This window comes from Nocardia sp. NPDC101769 (assembly GCF_044766925.1).
Taxonomy (GTDB): Bacteria; Actinomycetota; Actinomycetes; order Mycobacteriales; family Mycobacteriaceae; genus Nocardia.
Map to the genome: position 1 here is coordinate 236,204 of NZ_JBIWMX010000002.1, position 12,614 is coordinate 248,817.

Genomic DNA, 12,614 nt, shown 5'->3' on the forward strand with positions numbered 1-12,614 from the left:
ACCATCCGCCGGGCCGTTACCGTTCCGCCGCGAGACCCGGGTCACCCAGCACGGACGGCGTTTATGGCCTGCGCCGGGCACCTATTACCCTGGTTGGGTGAATTCCCCGGCCCGGACCTACGAGGTCCGCACTTACGGCTGCCAGATGAACGTGCACGACTCCGAGCGGCTCTCGGGTCTGCTCGAGGACGCCGGCTACGTCAAGGCCGTGGCCGGCGATACCGCTGACCTGGTCGTCTTCAATACCTGCGCGGTGCGCGAGAACGCCGACAACAAGCTGTACGGCACCCTCGGTCACCTCGCGCCCATCAAGGCCGACCGCCCCGGTATGCAGATCGCCGTCGGCGGCTGCCTGGCACAGAAGGACCGCGACACCGTGGTCAAGAAGGCGCCCTGGGTGGATGTGGTGTTCGGCACCCACAACATCGGCTCGCTGCCGGTGCTGCTGGAGCGGGCCCGCCACAACGAGCAGGCCCAGGTCGAGATCATCGAATCGCTGGAGGCGTTCCCGTCGACGCTGCCCGCCAAGCGCGAGTCCGCATACGCGGGCTGGGTGTCGATCTCGGTCGGCTGCAACAACACCTGCACGTTCTGCATCGTCCCGGCGTTGCGCGGCAAGGAGGTCGACCGGCGTCCGGGCGACGTGCTCGCCGAGGTGCAGGCGCTGGTCGAGCAGGGCGTGCTCGAGGTGACGCTGCTGGGTCAGAACGTCAACTCCTACGGCGTCTCCTTCGCCGATCCGGAGGAGCCCCGCGACCGCGGCGCCTTCGCGAAACTGCTGCGCGCCACCGGAAATATCGAGGGCCTCGAGCGGGTGCGCTTCACCTCCCCGCACCCGGCCGAGTTCACCGACGACGTCATCGAGGCCATGGCCGAAACGCCGAATGTCTGCCCGCAGCTGCACATGCCGCTGCAGTCCGGTTCGGACCGCGTGCTCAAGGCCATGCGCCGCTCGTACCGCAGCGCCAAGTTCCTCGGCATCATCGAGAAGGTGCGCGCGGTCATGCCGCACGCCGCCATCACCACCGACATCATCGTCGGCTTCCCGGGCGAGACCGAGGAGGACTTCCAGGCCACCCTGGATGTGGTGCGGCAAGCGCGTTTCACCAGCGCCTTCACCTTCCAGTACTCCATCCGGCCCGGCACGCCCGCGGCGACCATGCCCGATCAGCTGCCCAAGGAGGTCGTGCAGGAGCGCTACGACCGGCTCATCGCGCTGCAGGAGCAGATTTCGCTGGAGGGCAATCAGGCGCTGATCGGCTCGACCGTCGAGCTGCTGGTCGCCGAGGGCGCGGGCAAGAAGAACGACAAGACCGCGCGGATGTCCGGTCGCGCGCGCGACGGGCGGCTCGTCCACTTCCGCCCGCCCGTGGATCCGGCTCCCGGCACCGAGATTCGGCCCGGCGATGTGATCACCGTCGCTGTCTCCGGTGCGGCACCGCACTACCTGATCGCCGACGGCGAGGTGCTCACCCACCGCCGCACCCGTGCCGGAGACGCGCACGAGCGTGGCATCACCCCCAAGACCGCGCCGATCGGCGTCGGCCTGGGCCTGCCGAGCATCGGCGCGCCGGTCGTGGTCGAGACCGTGGCCGCGGGTTGCGGACCGGGCTGCGGCGAGTAGTCCGGCCCGCGGCGACCGAGCCGGTCGGCGCGACCTCGCGCAGCAAATGGTGGGGTCGCTGTCAACTACACGGCGTCATAGGGCAGGATCGCTGGGGTACGTGCGAGGGATCGATCCATCACGGGTACCCCTCGCGCACCGCCTGACCACATCCCCGGCGCGGGAGCGCTAGCCGTCAGCAAGGATCTCGAGTGGTATGACCGAGCAGCAGCCCACCGGCCCGGACGAGCCTCGTGACCGGCCGGAGCATCCGGAAGACGAAGCAGCACAATCGGAACCGGCGTCGGAAGCGACGCCCGAGGCGAACGAGGAGAGCATGCAGGCCGCCGAGAACAGTCAGGACTTCGAGCAGTTCCGCGCGGACCTCGAGGCCGTCGAACGCAAGATCGCCGGCGAGATCGACCCGGGCGTGCGCGCCATGGTCGTGGCCGGTTCGGTGTTCGTGCTGCTCGCGTCGCTGGTGCTGCCGCACGCGGGCAAGACCCGGGGCTTCGACGTGCTGCTGTACGACGCGGTCGCCCAGGCCGACCACATCGGCCTGCCCTCGCGGGTCTTCGTCTGGTTCGTGGTGGTGTTCGGCATCGGCTTCTCGGTACTGGCGCTGATCACCCGTCGCTGGCTGCTGGCCTGGATCGCGGTCGCGGGGTCGGCCATCGGCAGCGTGTTCGGCGTGCTGTCCATCTGGCACCGCCAGACTCCGGGCATCGGCAACTACCACGGTGCGGGCCCGGGCATCGGCCTGATCGTGGCGACCATCGCCATCGTCGTGCTGACCTTCCACTGGGTCCGGGTGGTGTGGGCGCGCACCTCGGTGCATCTGGCCGCCGAGGAACAGCGCCGCCTGGCCGAGGCCAAGGCCGAGGAACAGCAGCGCCGCCGCCTCTTCGGCGAGGACTGAATCTTCGATACAGGCCCGGTGACAACCGAATTCGGTTGCCACCGGGCCTTTTTCGTACCAGCGGGTGAGATCAGGCGGCGACGCGGTCGGGGCGGTAGGCGAGTCCGGCGATCATGGCGGCCAGGCCCGCCGCCACCATGTACAGCCAGCCCGCGCGGAACTCGGTCATGGTGCGGTGGGCGGCGTCGCCGAGGATGGCGGTCAGGATGGCGACGCCGAGGGCGGAACTGGTCTGGCGGGCCATCATCAGGGTGCCGGAGCCGAGCGAGATCTGGTCGGCGGGCAGCAGGGTCGAGGCGCCGAACAGCGGCGGCTGCAGCAGCGCGGTGCTGGCCCCGGCGAGGATTGCGCCCGGGACCATCACCACCGCATAGGAATTCGAGAAACCGCTGGCCAGCACCCACCAGGCGCAGCCGAGTGCGATGGCCGCCCCGCCCAGCGCCGCCGAGGCGCGCGCCCCGACCAGCGCGACGAAGCGGCCGGACAGCGGCGACAGCAGCAGGCAGCTGATCGGCATGGCCGCGACTCCGAGGCTGGCGCGCAGGGTCGAGTACCGCCATTCCTCGGTCATGAACAGCGTGGCCTCCAGGATCATGGCGGCGAAGGCCAGGTAGTAGCAGAAGACGCCGAGGGTGGCGGTGCGGAACAGGCTGTGCCGCAACACGATCGGGCTCACCACCGGGTCGGGGTGGCGGCGGACGTGGCGGACGAACAGGGCCGTCAGGGCGAGGGCGGCGACCAGACAGCCCAGGGTGCCCGGCGCGGTGTAGCCCCAGTCGGTGGCCTGCACGAACACCGTGGTGAAGGCGGCGGTGGCCCCGAGGATCAGCGCCGCGCCCAGCAGGTCCAGCCGCCGGTTGGCGCGCTGTTGGATATCGGGCAGCACGCGCAGCCCGAAGGCGAAGGCCACCACCGTGAACGGTACGTTCAGCAGGAAGATCCAGCGCCAGCCGGCCTGCAGCAACAGTCCGCCGATGACCGGGCCGCTCGCGCCGCCCGCCGCGGCGATCGCGGTCCAGATGCCCATGACCGTGGCGTGCTCGCGTTTCGGGAACACCGGCAGCACCAGGCCGAGCCCGGTCGGGATGAGCAGGGCCGCGGCCGCGGCCTGCAGCACGCGGGCCACGATCAGGACGGCCAGGTTGGGGGCGAGGCCGCAGGCGATGGACGCCAGCCCGAAAAGCGCTATGCCGAGCAGGAATCCGCGCTTACGGCCCGTGTCGTCGGCGAACCGGCCGGCCGGAACCAGCAGGGCGGCCATGACGATGGTGTAAGCGTTCAACGTCCACGACACCGCGCCGGTCGAGGCGTGGCCGAAGGACTGCTGTAGCGCCGGGAAGGCGACGATGACCGCGAACAGATCCAGGATGGCCAGGTACTGGGCGATCGCGGCAATTGCCAGTACCCGCCATCGGCGCGGGTCGGGAGCCGTATCCGGTTGGGGGAGTGCGGTTGTGGCGTCGGTCGTCGTGGTCATGTCTTCGACTATGCGAAGCGGCGACACGATCCACGAGTGGCAGGAATGCCACACTGCGCTAGATTTCTGACACCCGGCGGCGTTAGATTCGAGCCATGGAATCGACCGGGCCCGGAACCCTGGCCGTCGCCGTCGCGCCCGGCATGCCGATCTTCGAGGTGGCCATTCCGTACCAGGTCTTCTACGAGCCGCCCCTCGGCGTCGACCCGGCCGCCTGGTACGACTTCCAGCTCTGCGGCCCCCGCGACACCCAGCACGCCACGCTGCGAGATCCCTTCGTGGCCTTGACCGATCACGACTACGACGACCTGATCCGCGCCGACACCGTGATCGTCCCGTCCACCCCGAACGTCCGTGAGGACCCGCCCACCGACCTGGTCGAGGCGGTCCGCGCCGCCTACGACCGCGGCGCCCGCATCGCGTCCCTGTGCACCGGCGCCTTCGTGCTGGCCGCCGCGGGCCTGCTCGACGGCCTCCGCATGACCACCCACTGGCGCCACATCGCCGCCCTGCGCGAGCGCCACCCCCACCTCGACATCGACCCCGGCGTCCTCTACATCGACGACGGCCGCATCCTCACCAGCGCTGGCACCATGGCCGGCATGGACCTCTGCATCCATCTGATCCGCAAGGACCTCGGCTCCCAGGCCGCCAACGCCGCCGCCCGCTACCTGGTCGTCTCACCGCACCGGGCCGGCGGCCAGGCCCAATACCTGCAGTCCCCGGTCCCCGCCCAGCCCACCGACTCCGGCCTCGCCACCACCCTCGAATGGGCCCTCAGCAATCTCGAACACCCCCTGACCGTGGCGGACCTCGCCGGCCACGCCAACCTCAGCGAGCGCACGCTGGCCCGCCGCTTCCACTCCGAACTCGGCGGCACCCCGCTCCAATGGCTCCTCACCCAACGCCTGATCCGAGCCCGCGAACTCCTCGAACTCACCGACCTCCCCGTCGAGGTCGTGGCCGCCCGCTGCGGCCTCGGCACCGCCGCCAACCTCCGCACCCACTTCAACCGCGAAGTAGGCCTCCCCCCGAGTGAATACCGCCGCTCCCACCGCCCCACCCGCCACGAGATCATCACCGAACCCGCCCCGGCCCGACTCGGCTGAGTGCGGCAATCGGCCCCGGCCGAAGAGCGGCCCCGCCACCGCGCCAACCATGGTCGGCCACAACCAGATCCGGCATCGGCACGCCGGAGGGTGTTCAGCGCCAGGCGACCCGACCGGCGATGCCGGTGGCCACCGGGCGCGCGATCAGCTCTTCCCGGCTCGATGCCATCCACCGAGCCTGATCGCGACCGCGCACCCGAGGTGCTGATCGCCTGGGCCACAAGGGAACCCAGGCGGTCGGCTCAGCGCTGGCTGACCGCGCCCTCGGCGGCCTCGGCCCACTCGCGCCACTGCTTGGCCTGCTCCAGGGCCTTTTCGGCGTCGCGGGTCTTGCCCGCGGCCTGGGCCTTGGCGGCCTGCTCCTCGAACTGGGCGACGCGCTCGCGGAATTGGGCTGCGCGGGCCATGGCCTCGGGGTCGGTGCGGCGCCACTGGGCGTCGACGGCCTCGCGGACCTTCTTCTCGATGGTGCGCAGGCGCGATTCCAGATCGTGCATGCGCTCGCGCGGGACCTTGCCGATGGCGTCCCACTTCTCCTGCAGTTCGCGCAGGGCGCTGCGGGCGGCGTCCAGATCGCCCTCGGGGTTGATGTGCTCGTAGGCGTGCAGCAGCGCTTCCTTGGCGGACGCGTTCTCCTCGAACTCGTGGTCGCGTTCGCTGGCGGCGGCATTGCGGGCGGCGAAGAAGACATCCTGCGCGGCCTTGAAACGACGCCACAGCTGCTCGTCGGCCTCACGGGGGGCGCGGCCGGCGGCCTTCCACTCGGTCAGCAGGTCGCGGAAGACGGCCGCGGTGCCGGACCAGTCGGTCGAACCCGACAGCTCCTCGGCGCGGACACAGAGCTCTTCCTTGCGGCCCTTGGCGGCGGCACGCTCCCGGTCGAGTTCGGCGAAGTGAGCCCCGCGGCGTCGGTTGAAGGCCTCACGGGCCTTGGAGAAGCGCCGCCACAGCGCGTCGTCGACCTTGCGGTCCACGCCGCGAATGGTCTTCCACTCGTCCAGGATCTCCCGCAGCCGGTCACCGGCGACCTTCCACTGGGTGGAGTCGTTGGCGATCTGCTCGGCCTCGGCGGCCAGGGCTTCTTTGCGCTCGGTTTGCTCGTGTCGGGTGCGTTCCTTCTCCTCCTTGGCGTGCGCGGCCGCCTCGTCGGAGTGTTCGATGATGGCCTGCAGCCGAGCCGTCAGCCCATCGATATCGCCGATGACCGCGGCCGTCGGCAACGTTTCGGCAATCGCGGTGGCGGCGGTCTTGGTCTTGCGGGCGTCGGTGCCGGCGGCGAGTCGGGCCTCGAGCAATGCGACCTCGGTGGCCAGATCGTCGTAGCGGCGGCCGAAATGGGCCAGACCCTCGGCGGCGTCACCGGCCTGCCAGGAGCCGATGACGCGTTCGCCGTCGGCGGTCTTGACCCAGGCGGTGCCGTCGTCGTCGACTCGTCCCCACTGGCTGGGGTCACTCACGCTGGGTACGACGACCGGATGCGGATGGTGTGCCGCCGCGCCGGGCGTGGGCTTGACGGCATGGGGTTTGGGGGATTCGGGTTTGCGGCGCGGGCCCCCAGGACGGGGTGCGGCGGCGGCCGCCGGTGATGGCTCGGCGCTCTCGCTCGGGGTGGGCATCGGCGCGCCGGGCTTGGGCGTCGGGGTCGACTCCGGGTGGGTAGCCTTCTCGTTTCCGTTGTTGTCGGTCATTGCTCCTCGTCCCTGCCGCGCGTCACGGCTGCCTGGTTACGCCCTAGCTCATCGGTCTAGCTCATCCCATTCAACCAGGCTGAGATGGGAAATGCTGTCTTTGAGCCCGCTTCGGCGGCGCGGCGATCGGCGGGAGTGGGGCTGGTGAGGTGCGTTAGCGCTACGGTTGTCGGCGTGTTCTGTGTTGCGTCACTGGTCCCTTCGCCGCCCGTGCTGGTACCCGAAATCGGGGGTGCGGCCGGTGCGTCGGCCGAAGGAACAGTTGCGGGGCTGCGAGCTGCGGTGTTGCGGGCCGCGGGGGAGTTGGCGGCCCGCGCGTCGCGGTGGATCGTGGTCGGTGTGGCGGAGCCGGAGGAGGGTTTCGGCGGCGGCGATACCGGCCGTGTGATCGGTTCCGATGCGGTGGGCACATTCCGGGGATACGGAGTGGACCTGCGTGTCGGTTTGTCTGGGGTGGTCGCCGAGCGTGTCGCGGACCCGATGCTGCCGCTGCCGGCCTTGATCGCGGGCTGGCTGCGCGAGCAGGTCGCGCCGGAGGTTACCGCCGAATGCCGTCTGATCTCGGCCGATGCCTCCACCGACGAGTGCCTGACCTTCGGCCGGCAGCTGCGGGCCGACCTGGACGCCGAGCCGGAATCGATCGCCGTTCTGGTCGTCGGCGACGGCGCGGCAACCCTGTCGCTCAAGGCTCCCCGCTATCTGGACGAGCGCGCCGCGGGCGTGCAGGAGGCCATCGACCGGGCCCTGAGCACGGGGGACCGGCAGGCACTCGCCGCCCTGGACACGCGCCTGTGCGCCGAGATCGAGGTGGAGGGCCGCCCCGCCTACCAGGTGCTGGCCGGGCTGTTCGCCACCGATCCCGCCGACCCCGACGTCGAAACCCTCTATGCCGCAGCCCCGTTCGGCGTCGCCTACCACGTCAGTGTGTGGCGTCCGCGTGAGCGCGGCGGAGCCGTCACATGACCCGGCCCATCGCCGTGGTCGGCCCCACCGCCACCGGGAAATCCGATCTGGCCCTGGACCTGGCGCAGCGGCTCGACGGCGAGATCGTCAATATCGACGCCATGCAGCTCTACCGCGGCATGGACATCGGCACCGCCAAACTGCCGGTGTCCGAACGCCGCGGCATCCCGCACCACCAGCTCGATGTCCTCGACATCACCGAAACCGCCACCGTCGCCTCGTATCAGACGGCGGCCCGCGCCGACGTCGAGGCCATCATGGCGCGCCGGCGCACCCCGGTCATCGTCGGCGGCTCCATGATGTATGTCCAAGCGCTGCTGGACGATTGGGATTTCCCGGCCACCGACCCGGAGATCCGGGCCAAATGGGAAGCGGTGCTGGCCGATCGCGGCACCGTCGCCGTGCACGAGGCATTGAAGCAGGCCGATCCCGTGGCCGCGCAGACCATCCTGCCCACCGACGGCCGCCGCATGGTGCGTGCGCTGGAGGTGGTGGAGCTGACCGGTGAGCCGTTCGCCGCCTCGGCGCCCCGGATCGGTGAACCACGGTGGGGGACGGTCATCATCGGCGTCGATCGCGACACCGCCGAACTGGATGCCCGCATCGAGGTGCGCACCGCGACCATGTTCGAGTCCGGTCTGGTCGAGGAGGTCGAGGGCCTCGTCGCGCTGGGCCTGCGCCACGGCCAAACCGCCCGGCGCGCCATCGGTTACGCGCAAGTCCTCGACTTCCTGGACAACGAATACGAGCTGAACGAAGCTCAGGAGCGCACCTTCATCGGCACCCGGCGTTATGTCCGGAGACAACGTTCGTGGTTCCGCCGAGACCAGCGGGTGCGGTGGGTGGACGGCGCGGATCCCGCCTTGGTGGACACCGCGCTGGCCCTCGTCAACTCCTCACCGATGAGGGACGAACAGGAACCCCAGTGACGCGTCGCGCGAACACTCGCACCGCCGCGGTTCAGGTGTGGCAGGCCTACCTGACCACCCGCGCCGCCCGGATCCGGGACAATCGATTCCTGGTGCAGGGGGTGCGGCCGATCAGCCGCGCCCTCGAATGCCGTTGGCCACTGGAGACTCTCGTCTACCGGCTGCCCGAGCCCTCGCCGTGGGCGCGGCGGGTGCTCGATTCCAGTGGCGTGCCCGGTGTCGGGCTGGTGCCGGAGGTGATGGCCGGGCTGGCCGAACCCGGTGAGCCGGTGCCGGAACTGGTGGCGGTGGCGGTGACCCAGAGGCCCGAGCTGGAGGATTTCGCGCCGGGCACGCCGGAGGATCCGGCCACGGTGGTGGTCCTCGACCGGCCCGCGTCGGCGATCCGGCTGGGGGCGCTCATCCGTTCGGCGGTGGCATTCGGTGTGGGCGGGGTGATCGTGACCGGTTCCGGCGTCGACCACTACGACCCGCAGAGCGTGCGCGCCTCCGACGGCGCGCTGTTCGCCATCCCCGTGCTGCGTGCCTCGGGTCCGGCGCAGGTGGGCGCGTTCCGGGACCGGCAGCGGGCCCGCGGCATCGCCACCCGGATCGTCGGCAGTGACGACCACGGAGGCCTGGCCCTCGACGACGCCGAGTTCGGCGGCGGCACCGTCCTGGTCCTGGGTGACGAGAGCGAATCGCTCGTCCCCGCCTGGCGGCAGGTGTGCGACGAGCTGATCTGCATTCCGACCGACGGCACCCTCGGTGCGCCCTCGGCGGCCGCGGTGGCCCTCTACGAAATATCCCGGCAGCGCCGGGCGCTACGGTGAGGACTATGACGAGCGAGAACAGCGCCGCTGACATCGAATTCAGCAAGGGCCACGGCACCCAGAACGATTTCGTGGTGCTGCCCGACCCGGACGCGTGGTTGGAGCTCACCCCGTCCCGGGTCGCCGCGCTGTGCGACCGGCAGCGCGGGCTCGGCGCGGACGGGGTGCTGCGGGTCGCGCGCGCGGGCGCGCTGATCGAAACCGGTGTGCTGGCCGGGCTGCCCGAGGGCGTCAGCGCCGGGGACTGGTTCATGGACTACCGCAATGCGGACGGATCCATCGCCGAGATGTGCGGCAACGGTGTGCGCGTGTTCGCGCACTACCTGGTCGCGACCGGGATGGAGAAGAGCGAGGAGTTCGTGGTCGGTTCGCGCGCGGGCGCGCGGCCAGTGGTGGTGCACCACGCCGATCCCGTGCACGGCGAGGTGACCGTGGCCATGGGCCGGGTCAAGACGCTCGGCGTCTCGACCGCGACCGTGAGTGGACGTGAATTCACCGGCCTCGGCATCGATGTCGGGAATCCGCACCTGGCCTGTGTGGACCCGGAACTGACTCCGGCCTCGCTCGCCGAACTGAACCTGGAGCAGCTGCCGGGCTTCGACCACACCCTGTTCCCGAACGGCGTGAACGTCGAGATCCTCACCGCGCTGACGGTCGGCTCGGATGGTGAGCGGGGCGTCGACATGCGCGTCTACGAGCGCGGCGTCGGCGAAACCCGGTCCTGCGGAACGGGAACCGTGGCCGCGGCGGCCGCCGCCCTGGCCCGCGACGGCTTCGACCTGGCCTCCGATGTCGGGCATGTGAAGGTCCGCATTCCCGGCGGCATGGTGACGGTCGGCATCGAGAACGGGACGGCCTGGCTGCGCGGCCCGTCGGAGCTGGTGGCGACGGGCCGCATTGCGGCCAAGTGGTGGCAGGACGCCTGACCCGCTGATCACGCCGCGGTGGAGCAGGGGAACGCCTCGCCGCGAAATAACCGAATGCGGTCGTTCGTTGGGACGTGGGAACATGGAGGTGTATGAGTAAGTCAGAAACGTATGAGTTCACTCCCGCCGAAGACCTCGACGAGGAGATCAACGACGCCACCGAGACCGGCCGCAATGGCTGGTCGGCCGCGCCGACGGTAGGTGAACTGCAGCTCGAGGACCGCAGCGCCCTGCGCCGTGTCGCGGGTCTGTCCACCGAACTCACCGACGTCACCGAGGTCGAGTACCGGCAGCTGCGCCTGGAGCGCGTGGTGCTGGTCGGCGTCTGGACCGAGGGCACGGCCGCGCAGGCCGAGGCGAGTATGGCCGAGCTGGCCGCGCTGGCCGAGACCGCCGGCTCGGAGGTGCTCGACGCGATGATCCAGCGTCGCGACCGCCCAGACAAGTCCACCTACATCGGCTCCGGCAAAGCCGAGGAGCTACGCGCCATCGTCCTCGAATCCGGCGCCGACACCGTCATCTGCGACGGTGAACTGACCCCCGCGCAGCTGACCGCGCTGGAGAAGGTCGTGAAGGTGAAGGTCATCGACCGCACCGCGCTGATCCTGGACATCTTCGCCCAGCACGCCACCTCGCGGGAGGGCAAGGCGCAGGTCTCGCTCGCGCAGATGGAATACATGCTGCCGCGGCTGCGCGGCTGGGGTGAGTCCATGTCCCGGCAGGCCGGTGGTCGCGCCGGCAGCAATGGCGGTGTGGGTCTGCGTGGTCCCGGTGAGACCAAGATCGAGACCGACCGTCGCCGCATTCGTGAGCGAATGGCCAAGCTGCGCCGCGAGATTCGCGAGATGAAGACGGCCCGCGACACCAAGCGCGCCAAGCGTTCGGAGAGCGGTATCCCGCAGGTGGCCATTGTCGGCTACACCAATGCGGGCAAGTCGTCGCTGATGAACGCGCTGACCGATGCCGGCATCCTGGTGCAGGACGCCCTGTTCGCCACCCTGGATCCGACCACCCGCCGCGCCGCCCTGGAGGACGGCCGCGAAGTCGTGTTCACCGACACCGTCGGTTTCGTGCGCCACCTGCCCACCCAGCTGGTCGAAGCGTTCCGGTCCACCCTGGAAGAGGTGACGGGCGCCGACCTGCTGCTGCACGTGGTCGACGGCTCCGACCCGCTGCCGGATCAGCAGATCAAGGCGGTCCGCGAGGTCATCACCGACGTGCTGCGCGAATCCGAGCTGCCCGCCCCGCCGGAGTTCCTGGTAGTCAACAAGATCGACGCCCTCGATCCGCTGGAGCTGACCCAGCTGCGCGGCTGGCTGCCGGACGCGGCCTTCGTCTCGGCCCGCACCGGCGAGGGTCTCGACCAGCTCCGCGACCTCCTGGGCCAGATCCTCGGTGGCCTGGATGTCGAGGTCAGCGTCCTGCTGCCGTATACCCGCGGCGACCTGCTCGCCCGCATCCACGCCGACGGCAGGATCCTCAGCTCCGAACACGAGGAGTCCGGCACCCGGGTGCACGCCCGCGTCCCGGACGCCCTCGCCGGCCAGCTGACCGAGTTCGCCCACGCGGGCGGCTCGTCCGACGGCTCGCAACCCTGACCCGCCCGGCCGGAGGTATCGATGACTACCTCCGGCCGAGGTGTGTCCAGCCCTCGCCGCGGCGAGGACGGAAAACCACACGCGCACCCGTTCCAGGGCATCTCACGAATGAGCCCGGGCATACCACAGATTCGACCCAGATGAACCGGGAATCCAACCGGCACAACACGATCGGGAGAAGCGCTGTGAGTGTTCACCTCAACCACACCATCGTCCGCTGCTCGGACAAGCAGGTCTCATCCCACTTCTACGCCGACATCCTCGGCCTCCCCGCCCCCGTCGTCGCCGGACCGTTCCTCATGGTTGTCCTCGACAACGACGTCTCCCTCGACTTCGCCGACGGCCGCGGCACCCCGCACCCCCAGCACTACGCCTTCCTGGTCTCCGAGCCCGAGTTCGACGCCATCCACGCTCGCATCAAGGACCGCGGCCTCACCTGGTGGGCCGACCCCCGCCACACCCTCGAGGGGGAAATCAACACCAATGACGGTGGGCGCGGCCTGTATTGGAACGACCCCGACGGCCACGGACTGGAGATCATCACGGTGCCCTACGGCGGCTTCCGCTGACGACCGGTCGTGTGTGACGCC

The 12,614-nt window shown here is 70.1% G+C and carries 11 protein-coding genes; 9 read left to right on the forward strand and 2 right to left on the reverse strand.

Features of this window, described 5'->3' with window-relative positions:
- The first annotated feature begins 97 nt into the window (after positions 1 to 97).
- Together miaB and ACIRRA_RS04065 are read left to right on the forward strand one after the other, a co-directional pair.
- Entirely contained in the window at positions 98 to 1,624 is a 1,527-nt protein-coding gene (miaB, locus tag ACIRRA_RS04060; RefSeq protein ID WP_402762773.1) for a tRNA (N6-isopentenyl adenosine(37)-C2)-methylthiotransferase MiaB, read from the forward strand.
- A 316-nt stretch (positions 1,625 to 1,940) separates the two neighbouring features.
- Complete coding sequence (locus ACIRRA_RS04065) at positions 1,941 to 2,522, forward strand: hypothetical protein (RefSeq protein WP_402763681.1); 582 nt, start codon at positions 1,941 to 1,943, stop codon at positions 2,520 to 2,522.
- 70 nt (positions 2,523 to 2,592) lie between these two features.
- Here ACIRRA_RS04065 and ACIRRA_RS04070 read toward each other — a convergent pair whose 3' ends face one another.
- Positions 2,593 to 3,999 (reverse strand): MFS transporter, encoded by a 1,407-nt coding sequence (locus tag ACIRRA_RS04070; protein ID WP_402762776.1) that lies wholly within the window; start codon positions 3,997 to 3,999, stop codon positions 2,593 to 2,595.
- Positions 4,000 to 4,094: 95 nt separating this feature from the next.
- Here ACIRRA_RS04070 and ACIRRA_RS04075 point away from each other — a divergent pair, with 95 nt between their 5' ends.
- Positions 4,095 to 5,108, forward strand: coding sequence for a GlxA family transcriptional regulator (locus tag ACIRRA_RS04075; protein ID WP_402762778.1), 1,014 nt, complete (start codon positions 4,095 to 4,097; stop codon positions 5,106 to 5,108).
- A 242-nt stretch (positions 5,109 to 5,350) separates the two neighbouring features.
- Here the strand turns inward: ACIRRA_RS04075 and ACIRRA_RS04080 are convergent, their stop codons facing one another.
- Complete coding sequence (locus ACIRRA_RS04080) at positions 5,351 to 6,796, reverse strand: DUF349 domain-containing protein (protein WP_402762780.1); 1,446 nt, start codon at positions 6,794 to 6,796, stop codon at positions 5,351 to 5,353.
- A 210-nt stretch (positions 6,797 to 7,006) separates the two neighbouring features.
- On the opposite strand from ACIRRA_RS04080, the gene ACIRRA_RS04085 reads away from it, so the two are divergent.
- From ACIRRA_RS04085 to ACIRRA_RS04110, 6 genes are all read left to right on the forward strand, one after another.
- Positions 7,007 to 7,759: a hypothetical protein gene (locus ACIRRA_RS04085; protein ID WP_402762782.1), complete on the forward strand. Its 753-nt coding sequence runs from the start codon at positions 7,007 to 7,009 to the stop codon at positions 7,757 to 7,759.
- On the forward strand, positions 7,756 to 8,688 hold the full coding sequence (gene miaA, locus ACIRRA_RS04090) for a tRNA (adenosine(37)-N6)-dimethylallyltransferase MiaA (protein WP_402762785.1): 933 nt from the start codon (positions 7,756 to 7,758) through the stop codon (positions 8,686 to 8,688). Before ACIRRA_RS04085 ends, miaA begins: the two co-directional genes overlap by 4 nt.
- Complete coding sequence (locus ACIRRA_RS04095) at positions 8,685 to 9,500, forward strand: TrmH family RNA methyltransferase (protein WP_402762788.1); 816 nt, start codon at positions 8,685 to 8,687, stop codon at positions 9,498 to 9,500. Before miaA ends, ACIRRA_RS04095 begins: the two co-directional genes overlap by 4 nt.
- A 5-nt stretch (positions 9,501 to 9,505) precedes the next feature.
- Positions 9,506 to 10,426, forward strand: coding sequence for a diaminopimelate epimerase (gene dapF, locus ACIRRA_RS04100; RefSeq protein WP_402762790.1), 921 nt, complete (start codon positions 9,506 to 9,508; stop codon positions 10,424 to 10,426).
- 92 nt (positions 10,427 to 10,518) lie between these two features.
- Positions 10,519 to 12,024, forward strand: a complete 1,506-nt coding sequence (gene hflX / locus ACIRRA_RS04105) for a GTPase HflX (RefSeq protein ID WP_402762792.1) — start codon at positions 10,519 to 10,521, stop codon at positions 12,022 to 12,024.
- Between the two features lie 185 nt (positions 12,025 to 12,209).
- Entirely contained in the window at positions 12,210 to 12,593 is a 384-nt protein-coding gene (locus ACIRRA_RS04110) for a VOC family protein (RefSeq protein ID WP_402762794.1), read from the forward strand.
- The last annotated feature ends 21 nt before the right edge of the window (positions 12,594 to 12,614 follow it).